At 49.8% G+C, this 17,462-nt stretch carries 18 protein-coding genes and 1 other RNA gene; 13 read left to right on the forward strand and 6 right to left on the reverse strand.

All coding sequences use genetic code 11. From position 1 onward, the window contains the following. From RTW80_RS19960 to ydiK, 3 genes are all read right to left on the reverse strand, one after another. Nucleotides 1–257, reverse strand: a 257-nt coding sequence (locus tag RTW80_RS19960) for a YdiL family protein (protein WP_312719955.1), incomplete at its 3' end; no start/stop codon positions are given. Between the two features lie 135 nt (nt 258–392). Further along, nucleotides 393–500: antisense sRNA RprA (gene rprA / locus RTW80_RS19965), an RNA gene on the reverse strand. 185 nt (nt 501–685) lie between these two features. Further along, nucleotides 686–1,798: an AI-2E family transporter YdiK gene (ydiK, locus tag RTW80_RS19970; RefSeq protein WP_000248636.1), complete on the reverse strand. Its 1,113-nt coding sequence runs from the start codon at nt 1,796–1,798 to the stop codon at nt 686–688. Between the two features lie 388 nt (nt 1,799–2,186). On the opposite strand from ydiK, the gene RTW80_RS19975 reads away from it, so the two are divergent. The 10 genes from RTW80_RS19975 (at nt 2,187) to ldtE (ending at nt 13,151) form a co-directional block, all read left to right on the forward strand. Then, on the forward strand, nt 2,187–5,243 hold the full coding sequence (locus tag RTW80_RS19975; protein WP_063119099.1) for an FAD-binding and (Fe-S)-binding domain-containing protein: 3,057 nt from the start codon (nt 2,187–2,189) through the stop codon (nt 5,241–5,243). Beyond that, nucleotides 5,240–5,650: a 1,4-dihydroxy-2-naphthoyl-CoA hydrolase gene (gene menI / locus RTW80_RS19980; protein ID WP_000637982.1), complete on the forward strand. Its 411-nt coding sequence runs from the start codon at nt 5,240–5,242 to the stop codon at nt 5,648–5,650. Before RTW80_RS19975 ends, menI begins: the two co-directional genes overlap by 4 nt. Nucleotides 5,651–5,749: 99 nt before the next feature. Next, nucleotides 5,750–5,938 (forward strand): YdiH family protein, encoded by a 189-nt coding sequence (locus RTW80_RS19985; protein ID WP_001296104.1) that lies wholly within the window; start codon nt 5,750–5,752, stop codon nt 5,936–5,938. A 547-nt stretch (nt 5,939–6,485) separates the two neighbouring features. Then, nucleotides 6,486–6,854 (forward strand): Fe-S cluster assembly scaffold SufA, encoded by a 369-nt coding sequence (gene sufA / locus RTW80_RS19990; protein WP_000367160.1) that lies wholly within the window; start codon nt 6,486–6,488, stop codon nt 6,852–6,854. A gap of 8 nt (nt 6,855–6,862) precedes the next feature. Beyond that, nucleotides 6,863–8,350: a Fe-S cluster assembly protein SufB gene (gene sufB / locus RTW80_RS19995; protein WP_000089364.1), complete on the forward strand. Its 1,488-nt coding sequence runs from the start codon at nt 6,863–6,865 to the stop codon at nt 8,348–8,350. A 9-nt stretch (nt 8,351–8,359) separates the two neighbouring features. Next, on the forward strand, nt 8,360–9,106 hold the full coding sequence (gene sufC, locus RTW80_RS20000) for a Fe-S cluster assembly ATPase SufC (RefSeq protein ID WP_000948894.1): 747 nt from the start codon (nt 8,360–8,362) through the stop codon (nt 9,104–9,106). Further along, nucleotides 9,081–10,352 carry a Fe-S cluster assembly protein SufD gene (gene sufD / locus RTW80_RS20005; protein WP_032247941.1) on the forward strand — a complete coding sequence of 424 codons (1,272 nt, stop codon included), beginning with the start codon at nt 9,081–9,083 and terminating at the stop codon, nt 10,350–10,352. The genes sufC and sufD overlap by 26 nt, the downstream gene beginning before the upstream one ends. Next, the gene (gene sufS / locus RTW80_RS20010; protein ID WP_000144539.1) at nt 10,349–11,569 is read left to right on the forward strand and encodes a cysteine desulfurase SufS; all 1,221 of its coding nucleotides are present in this window, start codon (nt 10,349–10,351) and stop codon (nt 11,567–11,569) included. The genes sufD and sufS overlap by 4 nt, the downstream gene beginning before the upstream one ends. A 12-nt stretch (nt 11,570–11,581) precedes the next feature. Beyond that, the gene (gene sufE, locus RTW80_RS20015) at nt 11,582–11,998 is read left to right on the forward strand and encodes a cysteine desulfuration protein SufE (protein WP_001196530.1); all 417 of its coding nucleotides are present in this window, start codon (nt 11,582–11,584) and stop codon (nt 11,996–11,998) included. A 148-nt stretch (nt 11,999–12,146) separates the two neighbouring features. Continuing rightward, complete coding sequence (gene ldtE / locus RTW80_RS20020; protein WP_000817105.1) at nt 12,147–13,151, forward strand: L,D-transpeptidase LdtE; 1,005 nt, start codon at nt 12,147–12,149, stop codon at nt 13,149–13,151. A gap of 62 nt (nt 13,152–13,213) precedes the next feature. Here the strand turns inward: ldtE and lpp are convergent, their stop codons facing one another. The 3 genes from lpp to RTW80_RS20035 all read right to left on the reverse strand — a co-directional run bounded on the left by lpp (nt 13,214) and on the right by RTW80_RS20035 (nt 15,375). Beyond that, nucleotides 13,214–13,450 carry a murein lipoprotein Lpp gene (lpp, locus tag RTW80_RS20025; protein ID WP_000648420.1) on the reverse strand — a complete coding sequence of 79 codons (237 nt, stop codon included), beginning with the start codon at nt 13,448–13,450 and terminating at the stop codon, nt 13,214–13,216. Between the two features lie 310 nt (nt 13,451–13,760). Beyond that, nucleotides 13,761–15,173: a pyruvate kinase PykF gene (gene pykF / locus RTW80_RS20030; RefSeq protein ID WP_000751442.1), complete on the reverse strand. Its 1,413-nt coding sequence runs from the start codon at nt 15,171–15,173 to the stop codon at nt 13,761–13,763. 7 nt (nt 15,174–15,180) lie between these two features. Beyond that, entirely contained in the window at nt 15,181–15,375 is a 195-nt protein-coding gene (locus tag RTW80_RS20035) for a protein YnhH (RefSeq protein WP_240806354.1), read from the reverse strand. Between the two features lie 354 nt (nt 15,376–15,729). Between RTW80_RS20035 and fumD the strand changes: the two genes are divergently transcribed. The 3 genes from fumD to RTW80_RS20050 all read left to right on the forward strand — a co-directional run. Then, nucleotides 15,730–15,939, forward strand: coding sequence for a fumarate hydratase FumD (gene fumD, locus RTW80_RS20040; protein WP_000528342.1), 210 nt, complete (start codon nt 15,730–15,732; stop codon nt 15,937–15,939). Between the two features lie 454 nt (nt 15,940–16,393). Further along, nucleotides 16,394–17,020 carry a ferredoxin-like protein gene (locus tag RTW80_RS20045; protein ID WP_001070230.1) on the forward strand — a complete coding sequence of 209 codons (627 nt, stop codon included), beginning with the start codon at nt 16,394–16,396 and terminating at the stop codon, nt 17,018–17,020. Nucleotides 17,021–17,040: 20 nt separating this feature from the next. Next, on the forward strand, nt 17,041–17,462 hold a 422-nt coding region (locus RTW80_RS20050), incomplete at its 3' end, for an aldehyde ferredoxin oxidoreductase N-terminal domain-containing protein (RefSeq protein ID WP_312719959.1).

The raw sequence follows: 17,462 nt of genomic DNA on the forward strand, positions 1-17,462 counted from the left end.
GCGGTTAAGTCGGGGAAAAAACGCATGGTGTTGTTGCCGATGCGGTTATTTATTTTCTCTATGATCGCATGAAGATGTTTTTTTCTTTGCTGACGCATAGCCAACAGTTGCTCGACTACACAATCAGGAATGGCACACTTGCCATTTTCCCATTGACGCCAGCTTTCACTGTCACCGGTCTGGGCAATCCAGGTCGCGCATTCATCAATAGTCATGGCAAAAATATGGCGGAGTGCCTGGAGTTCATAAGCGTTCATCGTGTAATGGCTGCATGAAATAAACAATAAAATATAAATAACATTATCAGCCTGCTGACGGCTTGAAGAGAGTCACAATATCTTGTGCAACATTATTGGAAAGAGTGAGGGGCGAGGTAGCGATGCGGAAAAATGTTAAAAAAAAGCCCATCGTGGGAGATGGGCAAAGACTACACACAGCAATTCGTTGTTTCACTCAGGGGATTTCCATGCTTATAAATCAATATGTTGATTTATAACCGTGAGCTAATAGTAGGCATACGGACTTTTTGCGTCGATCAGATTCGTCTCATTAGTTTAAAAACTGTAAAGAATTTGCGACAGGTACTACCAGCTGAATGGCGGTAAGCAGGAAAATATGGGGAAGAGCAAGCAAATATCAATTAGCGGTGGTTAACAATCAGGCGGCAGAGCCGCCTGATGAGAAATTACTTATTCGGTTTCTCGATTTCGCCAAGTTCTTCGAGAATTTCTTCCGGTTGGTCCGTCGGCGGCGGGACTTCTTCCACCCACGCGGCAAACAGACGCCAGGAAACGGCTAACAGAACCGGACCAATAAACAGACCGATCATCCCGAAAGCAATCAAACCACCAATAACGCCAGAGAGGATCAGGATCAGCGGTAAATCGGCACCCATGCGAATTAACATTGGGCGGATGACGTTATCCAGCGTGCCAACCACACCGCTCCACACTAACAATACCGTTCCCCAGGTGGTATCGCCGGTCCAGTAGAGCCAGATAATCGCCGGAATCAGTACCGGCAACGGGCCAAGCTGGACAAGGCAGGAGAGGATCATTAACACCGTTAGCAAAGTTGCATAAGGTACGCCGGAAACGGCGAGGCCGATACCGCCAAGCACTGCCTGTACTAACGCCGTCACCACCACACCCAGCGCCACCGCGCGGATAGCCTGTGCCGCCAGCAGTACGGCGGCATCTCCGCGAACGCCTGCCAGACGGGTCGCAAAATGGCGAATGCCTTGTGCCACCTGTTCACCGCGCCAGTACAGCAGGGCACTGAAGAGAAGCATCAGCGCACAATGCACCATAAAGCGCCCGATATGCGCCGCTTGCCCAACGAACCAGGTGGTGGTGGTGCCAATATAAGGGCGGACTTTCGCCATGATCGCCGTCCCCCCCATATCCAGCAAGTTGTGCCAGCCTGCATACAGCTTCGCGCCAATCACCGGAATGGTATTAAGCCACGCCAGATCGGGTAACGTCATGTCACCGCTGGAAATGGCTTTAATTAGCGGGCCGCTGCCGTCGACGATACTGTTAACCAGCAAAGCAATAGGGATGATAAACACCATCACTAATAACAGCGTCATCACCAGAACGGCGAGAGAGCGGCGGCCAAACATGATCTTTTGCAAACGTAACAATACCGGCCAGGTGGCGATAACCACCGTACCGGCCCATGCAAAGCCGAGAATAAAGGGTTGAACAATCCACAGACATGCCACAATCATGATGGCTAAAAACAGCACCGAAAGCAGAATTTGTGCGACATCCCTGGGCTGACGAACATTTACCATAACTACTTTTCACCTTTTTTGTGCGTCAAATCGTCGACGCGACGTGAACACGCGAAACTCACCTGCATAATGATGAGCAATTTCAGCGGTTTTTAACAGGCCGATTCTGCCCTTAATTCTGATGGGCGTGTTAGAAAAAAATGTGGTACAACAACTCAGGCAACACGCAAACGATTTACTCGTCGTATTTCAAGTTGCATGTGCTGCGGCTACGTTCGTTCACCCCAGTCACTTACTATTGTAAGCTCCTGGAGTTCACTCGCTTGCCGCCTTCCTGCAACACGAAATCCATAGAGTAAACAAACATCACCTTTCAGTGCGCTATTGCAGCAGCCTGAAAGAATAGTGTATCGACCTACATCACAGACCGCAGGAAAGGGTCAATATAATGATTCCACAGATTTCCCAGGCACCCGGCGTCGTTCAACTGGTGCTTAATTTTTTGCAAGAGCTGGAGCAACAAGGTTTTACCGGCGATACGGCGACAAGTTATGCCGATCGTCTGACAATGTCGACCGACAACAGTATTTACCAACTTCTCCCCGATGCGGTGGTATTTCCGCGTTCAACCGCAGATGTGGCGCTGATCGCCCGTCTTGCCGCGCAGGAACGCTATTCATCGCTGATCTTTACCCCCCGCGGCGGCGGCACCGGCACTAACGGTCAGGCGCTCAACCAGGGGATTATTGTTGATATGTCCCGCCATATGAACCGCATCATCGAAATTAACCCTGAAGAGGGCTGGGTGCGCGTTGAGGCCGGGGTGATAAAAGATCAACTCAATCAGTACCTGAAACCGTTCGGCTACTTTTTTGCGCCGGAACTTTCGACCAGCAACCGGGCAACGCTCGGTGGGATGATCAATACCGATGCTTCTGGTCAGGGATCGCTGGTCTATGGCAAAACGTCAGATCACGTACTTGGCGTACGCGCGGTGTTGTTGGGGGGCGATATTCTCGATACGCAACCTTTACCCGTCGAGCTGGCGGAAACGCTGGGTAAATCCAATACCACAATCGGGCGAATTTATAACACGGTTTATCAACGTTGCCGTCAGCAACGCCAGTTAATCATCGACAACTTCCCCAAACTTAACCGCTTTCTTACCGGTTACGATCTGCGTCATGTCTTTAACGATGAGATGACCGAGTTCGACCTGACGCGCATTCTGACGGGTTCAGAAGGGACGCTGGCCTTTATTACCGAAGCGCGGCTGGATATTACGCCCTTGCCTAAAGTGCGCCGTCTGGTGAATGTCAAATATGACTCTTTTGACTCAGCGCTGCGTAACGCGCCGTTTATGGTTGAGGCGCGGGCGCTTTCGGTAGAGACGGTGGACTCAAAAGTGCTGAATCTAGCGCGGGAAGATATTGTCTGGCATTCCGTCAGCGAGTTGATTACCGATGTGCCTGACAAAGAGATGCTCGGGCTGAACATTGTGGAATTTGCTGGTGATGATGAGGCGCTGATTGACGAGCGGGTAAATGCACTCTGTGTGCGGTTGGATGAGCTGATCGCCAGTCATCAAGCAGGTGTCATCGGCTGGCAGATGTGCCGTGAGCTGGCGGGGGTTGAACGTATCTATGCAATGCGCAAAAAAGCCGTTGGTCTGCTTGGCAATGCCAAAGGTGCCGCTAAGCCAATTCCGTTTGCTGAGGATACCTGCGTACCGCCGGAACATCTGGCCGATTATATTGCTGAATTTCGCGCGCTGCTCGACAGCCACGGCTTAAGCTACGGTATGTTCGGTCACGTCGACGCAGGTGTCTTGCACGTCCGTCCGGCACTGGATATGTGCGATCCGCAACAAGAGATTTTGATGAAGCAAATCTCTGATGACGTGGTGGCGCTGACTGCGAAATATGGTGGTTTGTTGTGGGGCGAGCACGGCAAAGGTTTTCGCGCTGAATACAGCCCGGCGTTTTTCGGTGAGGAACTTTTTGCAGAACTGCGCAAAGTGAAAGCGGCATTTGACCCGCATAACCGACTCAACCCAGGGAAGATTTGCCCGCCAGAAGGTCTCGATGCGCCGATGATGAAAGTGGACGCGGTGAAGCGCGGTACATTCGATCGGCAGATCCCCATTGCGGTACGCCAGCAGTGGCGCGGTGCGATGGAGTGTAACGGCAACGGTTTATGCTTCAACTTTGATGCCCGTAGTCCGATGTGTCCGTCGATGAAGATCACCCAGAACCGGATTCATTCACCGAAAGGGCGCGCAACGCTGGTACGTGAATGGCTGCGTTTGTTGGCGGATCGCGGCGTTGATCCACTCAAACTGGAACAAGAACTGCCTGAATCCGGCGTCAGTTTGCGGACGTTAATTGCCCGCACGCGCAATAGCTGGCATGCGAATAAAGGCGAATATGACTTCTCACACGAAGTCAAAGAGGTGATGTCGGGCTGTCTGGCCTGTAAAGCGTGTTCGACCCAGTGCCCCATCAAAATTGATGTGCCGGAGTTTCGCTCTCGTTTTCTGCAGCTCTATCACACCCGTTATTTACGTCCGCTGCGCGACCACCTCGTCGCTACGGTCGAGAGCTACGCGCCGCTGATGGCACGTGCGCCGAAAACCTTTAACTTCTTCATTAACCAGCCGCTGGTGCGCAAACTCTCGGAAAAACATATCGGCATGGTTGATTTGCCACTGCTGTCGGTCCCCTCGCTACAACAACAAATGGTGGGGCATCGCTCGGCAAACATGACGCTGGAACAGCTTGAAGCTCTCAATGCAGAGCAGAAAGCGCGCACGGTGTTGGTGGTGCAGGACCCCTTTACCAGCTATTACGATGCGCAAGTGGTGGCGGATTTTGTCCGTCTGGTCGAAAAATTAGGTTTCCAGCCTGTGTTACTGCCATTTTCACCAAATGGCAAAGCCCAGCATATCAAAGGCTTTCTTAATCGTTTTGCGAAGACGGCGAAAAAGACGGCGGATTTCCTCAACCGTATGGCGAAGCTGGGTATGCCAATGGTAGGCGTCGATCCGGCGCTGGTACTTTGTTATCGCGATGAATATAAACTGGCACTGGGCGAGGAACGTGGCGAGTTTAACGTCTTACTGGCGAATGAATGGCTGGCAAGCGCACTTGAGTCACAGCCAGTGGCTACAGTCAGCGGTGAATCATGGTATTTCTTTGGTCACTGTACCGAAGTTACCGCCTTGCCGGGTGCGCCAGCACAATGGGCCGCGATATTTGCCCGTTTTGGCGCGAAACTGGAAAATGTCAGCGTGGGTTGCTGCGGCATGGCAGGGACTTACGGACATGAAGCGAAAAACCATGAAAATTCGCTCGGGATCTATGAGTTATCCTGGCATCAGGCTATGCAGCGACTGCCGCGTAACCGCTGTCTGGCGACCGGATATTCCTGCCGTAGCCAGGTAAAACGGGTTGAAGGCACGGGGGTACGCCATCCTGTGCAGGCTTTACTGGAGATTATTAAATGATATGGAAACGGAAAATCACCCTGGAAGCACTGAATGCTATGGGTGAAGGAAACATGGTGGGGTTCCTGGATATTCGCTTTGAACATATTGGTGATGACACCCTTGAAGCGACAATGCCAGTAGACTCGCGGACAAAGCAGCCTTTCGGGTTGCTGCATGGAGGAGCATCCGTGGTACTGGCCGAAAGTATCGGTTCCGTTGCCGGTTATTTATGTACCGAAGGTGAGCAAAAAGTGGTTGGTCTGGAAATCAATGCTAACCACGTCCGCTCGGCACGAGAAGGGCGGGTGCGCGGCGTATGCAAACCGTTGCATCTCGGTTCGCGTCACCAGGTCTGGCAGATTGAAATCTTCGATGAGAAAGGGCGTTTGTGCTGTTCGTCACGATTGACGACCGCCATTTTGTGACGTTGTCACCAGAAAAGTGTGACGCATATTGCTTTTGGTCATTATCTGCACAGTAAACGGTGGTATACTGTGCAGGTCTTGTCTAAAAGCGAGGATGCTATGTCTACTCAACTTGATCCCACCCAGCTGGCCATTGAATTTTTACGCCGTGACCAGAGCAATCTTTCACCTGCCCAATATCTCAAACGTCTGAAACAACTAGAACTTGAATTTGCTGACCTGCTTACTCTCTCTTCTGCTGAATTAAAAGAAGAAATCTACTTTGCCTGGCGTCTGGGCGTGCATTGATCCTGACTTAATGCCGCAAGTTCGCCAAATCGACCTGGATTAACCTCCGTCCAGGTTCGATGACCTTCTTAATGCTGCTTATCTACCGCCTGATATTGTTCAAAAATAATACTAATCGCAGTTTGTGTTAAAACGGCGGCTTAGCTTTATGAGATTATTCTTATCGCCCCTTCAAGAGCTAAGCCACTGAGAGTGCCGGAGATAAGCGCCGGATGGGGTAGAAACCCTTAAGCCTGTGTCGCACAGACTTAAGGGTTTTCTTATTTCTGAACGCTGCACTTTTTTACCTATCTCTTAAATAGTCATTTTCAATACAACTTTTTCTTTTTCATCACAGCCTTAATGCTCCTTAGATAATAACCATTATCTAACAATGAGATACCTAATTCTTAGCGTGCCTGTTAACCCACACATCAGGGTCTATGCTTATTAAAAGCAGGCAAAAAGCATGTTTTACGGTAAAGCCCCTGCGTTTGCTGGGTTGAACTGATAATCATTATCACTAACATGCTGTTATACGCTGAAAGCGATGAAGTGAGGTAAATCGATGGACATGCATTCAGGAACCTTTAACCCACAAGATTTCGCCTGGCAAGGCTTAACGTTGACACCCGCAGCGGCGATACACATCCGCGAGCTGGTGGCAAAGCAGCCAGGTATGGTCGGCGTGCGCTTAGGCGTGAAGCAAACGGGCTGCGCGGGCTTTGGCTATGTGCTCGACAGTGTTAGCGAGCCGGACAAAGACGATCTGCTGTTTGAACACGACGGCGCGAAGCTGTTTGTCCCGCTGCAAGCGATGCCGTTTATTGATGGCACGGAAGTCGATTTCGTTCGTGAAGGACTTAATCAGATATTCAAATTTCACAACCCTAAAGCCCAGAATGAATGTGGCTGTGGCGAAAGCTTTGGGGTATAGGCGGTACTATGTCTCGTAATACTGAAGCAACTGACGATGTCAAAACCTGGACCGGCGGCCCGCTGAATTATAAAGAAGGATTCTTCACCCAGTTAGCCACCGATGAGCTGGCAAAGGGGATAAACGAAGAGGTGGTGCGCGCAATTTCGGCGAAGCGTAATGAGCCGGAGTGGATGCTGGAGTTTCGTCTCAATGCCTATCGCGCATGGCTGGAGATGGAAGAGCCGCACTGGCTGAAAGCGCACTACGACAAGCTGAATTATCAGGATTACAGCTACTACTCAGCACCATCGTGCGGTAATTGTGACGACACTTGCGCGTCTGAACCCGGCGCGGTGCAGCAAACTGGCGCGAACGCCTTTTTAAGTAAAGAGGTGGAGGCGGCGTTTGAGCAGTTGGGCGTTCCCGTGCGGGAAGGCAAAGAGGTGGCGGTGGATGCCATTTTCGACTCTGTTTCGGTTGCCACCACTTATCGTGAAAAACTGGCGGAGCAGGGAATTATTTTCTGTTCCTTTGGTGAGGCGATCCACGATCACCCGGAACTGGTGCGTAAATATCTCGGCACCGTGGTACCGGGGAATGACAACTTCTTTGCCGCGCTTAATGCGGCGGTAGCCTCTGACGGTACGTTTATTTATGTGCCTAAAGGTGTGCGCTGCCCTATGGAACTTTCCACCTATTTTCGCATTAACGCGGAAAAAACCGGGCAGTTTGAGCGCACCATTCTGGTGGCCGACGAAGACAGCTACGTCAGCTACATTGAAGGCTGTTCCGCTCCGGTGCGTGACAGCTATCAGTTACACGCGGCAGTGGTGGAAGTCATCATCCATAAAAACGCCGAGGTGAAATATTCCACGGTACAAAACTGGTTCCCTGGCGATAACAACACCGGCGGTATTCTCAACTTCGTCACCAAGCGTGCTTTGTGCGAAGGCGAAAACAGCAAAATGTCATGGACGCAATCAGAAACCGGGTCAGCGATTACGTGGAAATATCCCAGCTGCATTTTGCGCGGCGATAACTCCATTGGTGAGTTTTACTCAGTGGCGCTGACCAGCGGTCATCAGCAAGCGGATACCGGCACCAAGATGATCCACATCGGTAAAAACACCAAATCGACCATTATCTCGAAAGGGATCTCTGCCGGACATAGTCAGAACAGTTATCGCGGCTTAGTGAAAATCATGCCGACGGCAACCAATGCGCGCAATTTCACTCAGTGCGACTCAATGCTGATTGGCGCTAATTGTGGGGCGCATACCTTCCCGTATGTTGAGTGTCGTAACAATAGTGCGCAACTGGAACACGAGGCAACGACATCACGTATTGGTGAAGATCAACTGTTTTACTGCCTGCAACGCGGGATCAGCGAAGAAGACGCCATCTCGATGATTGTTAACGGTTTCTGCAAAGACGTGTTCTCGGAGCTGCCGTTGGAATTTGCCGTTGAAGCACAAAAACTCCTCGCCATCAGTCTTGAACACAGCGTCGGATAAGGAATAAACATGTTAAGTATTAAAGATTTACAAGTCAGCGTGGAAGATAAAGCTATCCTGCGCGGATTAAGCCTCGACGTTCATCCCGGCGAAGTTCACGCCATTATGGGGCCAAACGGTTCGGGCAAAAGTACCTTATCGGCAACGCTTGCCGGGCGAGAAGATTATGAAGTGACGGGCGGCACGGTTGAGTTCAAAGGCAAAGATTTGCTTGCGCTGTCGCCGGAAGATCGCGCGGGCGAAGGCATCTTTATGGCCTTCCAGTATCCGGTGGAAATTCCCGGCGTCAGTAACCAGTTTTTCCTGCAAACGGCACTTAATGCGGTGCGCAGCTATCGCGGCCAGGAAACGCTCGACCGCTTTGATTTTCAGGATTTGATGGAAGAGAAAATCGCTCTCCTGAAGATGCCGGAAGATTTATTAACCCGTTCGGTAAACGTTGGTTTTTCCGGCGGCGAGAAAAAGCGCAACGATATTTTGCAAATGGCGGTGCTGGAACCGGAGTTATGCATTCTTGATGAGTCAGACTCCGGGCTGGATATTGACGCATTAAAAGTGGTTGCCGATGGCGTGAACTCGCTGCGTGACGGCAAGCGTTCATTCATCATTGTTACGCACTACCAACGCATTCTCGACTACATCAAGCCTGATTACGTCCATGTGCTGTATCAGGGACGAATTGTGAAATCCGGCGATTTCACGTTGGTCAAACAACTGGAGGAGCAGGGTTATGGCTGGCTTACCGAACAGCAGTAACGCGCTGCAACAGTGGCATCACTTGTTTGAAGCTGACGGAGCGAAACGCTCTCCGCAAGCACAGCAGCATTTACAACAATTGCTGCGTACCGGACTGCCGACACGTAAACATGAAAACTGGAAATATACGCCGCTGGAAGGGCTGACCAATAGCCAGTTTGTCAGCATTGCGGGAGAGATATCCCCACAGCAGCGTGATGCCTTAGCGTTAACATTAGACGCTTTGCGGCTGGTTTTTGTCGATGGACGTTACGTGTCAGCACTGAGCGATGCGACTGAAGGCAGCGGGTATGAAGTGAGCATTAACGACGACCGTCAGGGGGTACCCGACGCTATTCAGGCGGAAGTGTTTCTGCATTTGACGGAAAGCCTGGCACAAAGCGTGACGCATATCGCCGTGAAGCGCGGTCAACGGCCGGCAAAGCCATTGCTGTTAATGCATATTACCCAGGGCGTGGCAGGTGAAGAGGTCAACACTGCCCATTACCGACATCATCTGGATCTGGCGGAAGGTGCCGAAGCAACGGTGATCGAACATTTTGTCAGCCTTAATGATGCTCGTCACTTCACCGGCGCACGGTTCACTATCAATGTCGCAGCGAACGCCCACTTGCAGCATATCAAGCTGGCGTTTGAAAACCCGGTCAGTCACCACTTTGCCCATAACGATTTGTTGCTGGCTGACGATGCCACCGCATTTAGCCATAGTTTCCTGCTGGGTGGCGCAGTGTTACGACACAACACCAGTACGCAACTCAATGGCGAAAACAGCACGCTGCGGATCAATAGCCTGGCGATGCCGGTGAAAAACGAGGTGTGTGATACCCGCACCTGGCTGGAACACAATAAAGGTTTTTGTAACAGCCGACAGTTGCACAAAACTATCGTCAGCGACAAAGGCCGCGCGGTATTTAACGGTTTGATCAACGTCGCGCAGCACGCCATCAAAACGGATGGTCAGATGACCAACAATAATCTGCTGATGGGCAAACTGGCGGAAGTGGATACGAAACCGCAGCTGGAAATCTATGCAGATGATGTGAAATGCAGCCACGGCGCGACGGTGGGGCGTATTGATGATGAACAGATGTTCTATCTGCGCTCGCGCGGGATCAATCAGCAGGATGCCCAGCAGATGATCATTTACGCCTTTGCTGCTGAACTGACGGAAGCACTGCGTGATGAGGGGCTTAAACAGCAGGTGCTGGCCCGAATCGGTCAACGACTGCCAGGAGGTGTAAGATGACTTTTTCCGTCGACAAAGTGCGGGCCGACTTTCCGGTGCTTTCTCGTGAGGTAAACGGTTTGCCGCTGGCTTATCTCGACAGCGCCGCCAGTGCGCAGAAACCGGGCCAGGTGATTGACGCCGAGGCCGAGTTTTATCGTCACGGCTACGCGGCGGTGCATCGCGGTATTCATACCTTAAGCGCCCAGGCGACCGAGAAAATGGAGAACGTACGCAAGCAGGCATCGTTGTTTATCAACGCCCGTTCGGCGGAAGAGCTGGTGTTCGTCCGCGGCACGACGGAAGGGATCAATCTGGTCGCCAATAGCTGGGGCAACAGCAACGTGCGGGCGGGCGATAACATCATCATAAGTCAGATGGAGCACCACGCTAACATTGTTCCCTGGCAGATGCTTTGCGCACGCGTTGGCGCAGAGCTGCGTGTGATCCCGCTCAATCCCGACGGTACGTTGCAACTGGAGACGCTGCCTACGCTGTTTGATGAGAAAACTCGCCTGCTGGCAATTACTCATGTCTCCAACGTGCTTGGCACAGAAAATCCACTGGCGGAAATGATCACGCTTGCGCACCAGCATGGCGCAAAAGTGCTGGTGGATGGCGCTCAGGCGGTGATGCATCATCTGGTGGATGTTCAGGCGCTGGATTGCGACTTTTACGTGTTCTCCGGGCATAAACTGTATGGCCCCACCGGAATTGGCATTCTTTATGTCAAAGAAGCCTTGTTGCAGGAGATGCCGCCGTGGGAAGGGGGCGGTTCTATGATCGCCACCGTCAGCCTGAGTGAAGGCACTACCTGGACCAAAGCACCATGGCGGTTTGAAGCCGGTACACCCAATACCGGGGGCATCATTGGTCTTGGCGCGGCGCTGGAGTATGTTTCGGCGCTGGGGCTTAATAACATAGCCGAGTATGAACAGAATCTGATGCATTATGCGCTATCACAGCTGGAATCTGTACCGGATCTCACTCTCTATGGCCCACAAAACAGGCTTGGCGTTATTGCTTTTAATCTCGGTAAACACCACGCCTATGATGTTGGCAGTTTTCTCGATAATTACGGCATTGCTGTGCGTACCGGACATCACTGCGCAATGCCATTGATGGCCTATTACAACGTCCCTGCGATGTGTCGGGCGTCGCTGGCCATGTATAACACCCATGAAGAAGTGGATCGTCTGGTGACCGGCCTGCAACGTATTCACCGTTTGCTGGGATAACAGGGAGGCACTATGGCTTTATTGCCGGATAAAGAAAAGTTGCTGCGTAATTTTTTACGCTGCGCCAACTGGGAAGAGAAATATCTCTACATTATTGAGCTGGGCCAGCGTCTGCCAGAATTACGCGACGAAGACAGAAGTCCACAAAATAGCATTCAGGGCTGTCAGAGTCAGGTGTGGATTGTCATGCGCCAGAATGCCCAGGGAATTATTGAATTACAGGGCGACAGCGATGCGGCGATTGTGAAAGGGCTTATTGCGGTCGTCTTTATTCTCTACGATCAGATGACGCCGCAGGATATTGTCAATTTCGATGTGCGTCCGTGGTTTGAAAAAATGGCGCTCACCCAACATCTCACCCCATCTCGTTCACAAGGTCTGGAAGCGATGATTCGCGCAATTCGCGCCAAAGCCGCTGCACTTAGCTAAACTAAAAGGACAGCTTTCATCCGGTTGGCTCACATTGCCGGATGGTCAATGTTTACACTGACCTGCACAGGAGTGTTTTGGTTTCAGGTGAACATAAGCGCCATCCGACGTTTCAGCGTGAGTCTCCGGCAAATACAGGAGGTTTACAATGAAACGCGCGTCTTTGCTTACACTCACGCTTATCGGCGCTTTTAGCGCCATCCAGGCTGCCTGGGCGGTTGATTATCCGCTACCACCAACCGGAAGCCGACTGGTTGGGCAAAATCAAACGTATACGGTGCAAGAAGGGGATAAAAACCTTCAGGCTATTGCCCGACGTTTTGATACTGCGGCAATGTTGATCCTTGAAGCCAATAACACTATCGCCCCGGTGCCAAAACCTGGTACGACGATAACTATTCCTTCACAACTGTTATTACCTGATGCACCGCGTCAGGGGATTATCGTTAACCTTGCAGAGCTGCGCCTTTATTATTATCCGCCGGGAGAAAATATTGTGCAGGTTTATCCAATAGGTATTGGATTGCAGGGGCTGGAAACGCCGGTGATGGAAACGCGTGTTGGGCAGAAAATCCCTAACCCAACCTGGACGCCTACGGCAGGCATTCGTCAGCGTTCGCTGGAGCGTGGCATTAAATTACCGCCAGTCGTTCCTGCCGGACCAAATAACCCGCTAGGACGTTACGCACTGCGCCTCGCGCATGGTAATGGCGAATACCTCATTCATGGTACCAGTGCGCCGGACAGCGTCGGTTTGCGCGTCAGTTCAGGGTGTATTCGCATGAATGCACCGGATATTAAAGCCTTGTTCTCCAGCGTGCGGACGGGAACGCCGGTGAAAGTGATCAACGAACCGGTGAAATATTCCGTGGAGCCTAACGGGATGCGTTATGTTGAAGTACATCGACCACTATCGGCAGAAGAACAGCAGAACGTTCAGACAATGCCATACACACTGCCAGCAGGCTTTACGCAATTTAAAGACAATAAGGCTGTAGATCAGAAGTTAGTCGATAAAGCGTTGTATCGTCGGGCAGGGTATCCGGTTTCGGTGAGCAGTGGAGCAACTCCCGCAGCCAGCAATGCGCCTTCAGTAGAGTCAGCGCAGAATGGTGAACCAGAGCAAGGGAATATGTTACGCGTGACGCAGTAGCGGTAAACGGCAGACAAAAAAATGGCGCACAATGTGCGCCATTTTTCACTTCACAGGTACTATTACTTGCGGTATTTAGTAGCCATGTTGTCCAGACGCTGGTTAGCACGAGCTGCGTCATCTTTAGCAGCCTGAACGTCGGAACGCATTGCGTTCACGTCGTTGCTCAGCTGGTCAACTTTAGCGTTCAGAGTCTGAACGTCAGAAGACAGCTGATCGATTTTAGCGTTGCTGGAGCAACCTGCCAGCAGAGTAGAACCCAGGATTACCGCGCCCAGTACCAGTTTAGTAGCTTTCATTATTAATACCCTCTAGATTGAGTTAATCTCCATGTAGCGTTACAAGTATTACACAAAGTTTTTTATGTTGAGAATATTTTTTTGATGGGAAGGCACTTATTTTTGATCGTTCGCTCAAAGAAGCATCGAACGCTGGGTTTTAGATAAAAAAATTGAGAGAAAACAGGATGCTTCCATCGGATTCATCTTAGATAAAGTGAGATTATATAGTGAAATCCGATTTGATTTTTTATTGCTTCTGGTTATCGATTAAATAAAAAAAGCGCCCATCAGGGCGCTTCGATATACAAATTAATTCACAAAAGCAATATTACAGGACGTGAACAGATGCGGTGTTAGTAGTGCCGCTCGGTACCAGTGCACCAGAAACCATAACTACAACGTCACCTTTGTGTGCCAGACCGCTCTGCAGAGCCAGTTCTTTACCCAGACGGTAGAAATCATCAGTAGAAGTGATCTCTTTAACAAGCTGCGGCACAACGCCTTTGCTCAGTACCAACTGATGAGCCGTTTTTTCGTTGGTGGTCAGTGCCAGGATGGTGGCATCCGGGAAGTATTTACGTACTGCGCGAGCAGATTTACCGCCCTGAGTAGCAACCACGATCAGCGGAGCATCCAGTTTTTCAGCAGTTTCAACGGCACCACGGCATACCGCTTCGGTAATGCGCAGTTTACGGTTGTCATTGTTGAACTCGAGACGGCTGTTCATCACGCGGTCGGTACGTTCGCAGATGGTCGCCATGATAGAAACCGCTTCCAGCGGGTATTTACCTTTTGCGGATTCACCAGACAGCATCACTGCGTCAGTACCGTCGAGGATGGCGTTTGCAACGTCACCGGCTTCTGCGCGAGTCGGGCGTGGGTTTTTGATCATGGAATCCAGCATCTGGGTCGCAGTGATAACGACTTTACGTGCACGGATACATTTTTCGATCATCATCTTCTGGGCGAAGATAACTTCTTCTACCGGGATTTCTACACCCAGGTCGCCACGCGCAACCATGATGCCGTCAGAGGCTTCGAGGATTTCGTCGAAGTTGTTGAGGCCTTCCTGGTTTTCGATTTTGGAGATGATTTGGATGTTTTCGCCGCCGTGCGCTTTCAGGTGCTCACGGATTTCGATAACGTCAGAACGCTTACGAATAAAGGAAGCAGCAACAAAGTCTACGCCTTGTTCGCAACCAAAGATCAGGTCCTGTTTGTCTTTTTCAGCCAGTGCTGGCAGAGCAATGGAAACGCCAGGCAGGTTCACACCTTTGTTTTCGCCCAGGTCACCGTTGTTCAGCACTTTACAGATAACTTTGTTACCTTCAATGGCGGTAACTTCCATACCGATCAGACCATCGTCAACCAGTACGGTGTTGCCAACAGACAGGTCAGTAGTGAAACCTTCATACGTTACCGCAACCATTTCGCTGTTGCCGATAACAGATTTATCAGTGGTGAAAGTAAAGGTCTGACCAGCTTTCAGAGAAACGTCGTTACCGCCTTCCAGTTTCATGGTGCGGATTTCCGGACCTTTGGTATCAAGCAGGATAGCGGCGGTTTTACCAGTTTTGCTCATCACGTTGCGCAGATTCTGAATGCGCTGACCGTGTTCTGCATAGTCACCATGAGAGAAGTTCAGACGCATAACGTTCATGCCAGCGTCCAGCATTTTAGCTAACATCTCTTCAGATTCGGTTTTCGGTCCGATGGTGCAAACAATTTTGGTCTTTTTCATGACAGTCTTAGTCTTTAAGTTGAGAAGGATGGGAGAAACTTGCTTTCTGGGCGCACTGCCGGAAAGCGAATCCGGTATTACGAAAGTGGTGGTGCCTCGCTCTAAGGATAGGTGACATCGAAAAAGCGTGCAGAGGAATGTGTGCTTGTGTCTCAGCCCAACGTGAGTGCCTGTTTTTGAGTCGTTGAGTTCTACAGTCCAAAGTGCTGAAACCATTCAAGAGTCAATTGGCGCGCATTATACGCTGAAATTAATCCAAAAGGAAAACAAAAACAGCGTTTCAAAAAATATACAACTTGTTAGACAATAAATTGTTATCAAAGATTTAACGTTCCAGGGAAAAGGTTACGCAAAAACTTCACTGTTTGCGCAACGTCTGGTGCCGAAGTTGTCAGTGTGAGGATAAGTGAAAGTTCATCCGGTGTATAAATATATCATCGCTCAATTGCTACAGTTAAAATAATTTATCGCGTTATTTGTCTGATTTTGTTTGATTTTTGTTTAATTGGTTAGATTGATATATGCTGATAGTTGGCATGATAAATAGGTATAAAGAATGGGAAATCGGACAAAAGAGGATGAACTGTACCGAGAAATGTGCAGAGTTGTCGGTAAAGTTGTGCTGGAAATGCGCGATCTGGGGCAGGAACCAAAGCATATTGTTATCGCAGGCGTATTACGTACAGCATTAGCCAATAAACGCATTCAGCGCAGTGAGCTGGAAAAGCAGGCGATGGAAACCGTCATTAACGCACTGGTAAAATGACCATTCAGGATGAGGCGGTAAGCTTCATCCTGATATTCTTGCTTCAGTTGCGGTCCAGTTAATCATTCTAAATAACAACTGCTGAAATTATACGAATTTCGGTATGTATTTTAATTTATAGCGATAATGTTATTTTTATTTTCTGCAATGAACGTCACAAATAATTGTCGCTTAAGTTAAATTTATTTCAAATGATAATAAATATCAGTTCACTTATAATTTCTTACTTTGTAATTTTAATTGATAACGATCAATGTTAAGGGCTCAGAATAATCACATTATTTTTTCTCCTAACCATAAAGGATTAGTTTATCGGCGTTAATCTTTTCTCATACACTATCGGGTTAGGGAAAATATCTGGTGTTGGGGACAGAGTCAGCAGCGTATTAGTTGAATGCTTAATATCAGGCTGCTGAATTGTCAGCACTGTGTTTGCGAAGAGGATGCGAAATAAATGAACCCGGTTGATCGTCCACTATTAGATATTGGCTTAACGCGATTAGAATTCTTGCGTATATCAGGAAAAGGCCTTGCTGGTCTAACAATTGCCCCTGCGTTACTGTCACTTTTGGGTTGCAAACAGGAAGATATTGATAGCGGCACAGTAGGGTTGATAAATACCCCCAAAGGGGTGCTGGTGACCCAGCGAGCGCGATGCACGGGTTGCCACCGCTGTGAAATCTCTTGTACCAACTTCAACGATGGCTCAGTAGGGACATTCTTCTCCCGTATCAAAATCCATCGCAATTATTTCTTTGGCGACAACGGGGTTGGCTCTGGCGGCGGCCTGTATGGCGATCTCAACTATACCGCGGACACCTGCCGTCAATGCAAAGAGCCGCAATGCATGAACGTCTGCCCGATTGGTGCGATTACCTGGCAGCAGAAAGAAGGCTGTATTACCGTCGATCATAAACGCTGTATTGGCTGTAGCGCCTGTACTACGGCATGCCCGTGGATGATGGCCACCGTAAATACCGAAAGTAAAAAATCCTCGAAATGTGTGTTATGCGGTGAATGCGCAAACGCCTGCCCAACAGGGGCGTTAAAAATTATCGAGTGGAAAGATATTACTGTGTGAATCTTGCAAAGGAAAAAATCATGGCTAACGGTTGGACAGGTAATATATTAAGAGTCAATCTCACGACAGGAAATATTACCCTCGAAGATTCCAGTAAGTTTAAAAGTTTTGTCGGTGGCATGGGCTTCGGCTACAAAATTATGTATGACGAAGTACCGCCAGGCACGAAACCTTTCGATGAAGCGAATAAATTAGTCTTTGCTACCGGCCCATTAACTGGATCTGGTGCCCCCTGTAGTTCTCGCGTAAATATCACCTCACTTTCTACTTTTACCAAAGGAAATTTAGTCGTCGATGCCCATATGGGTGGCTTTTTTGCAGCGCAAATGAAATTCGCTGGATACGACGTCATTATTATCGAAGGGAAGGCGGGTAATGACTCCAACTTATTGATAGTGTTTTATGTTCAGATAATGCCCGATGACTTTGTCATGCAGCTCCA

The organism is Escherichia sp. AM3 (genome assembly GCF_032029835.1).
In the GTDB taxonomy this organism is placed as follows: Bacteria; Pseudomonadota; Gammaproteobacteria; order Enterobacterales; family Enterobacteriaceae; genus Escherichia; species Escherichia coli.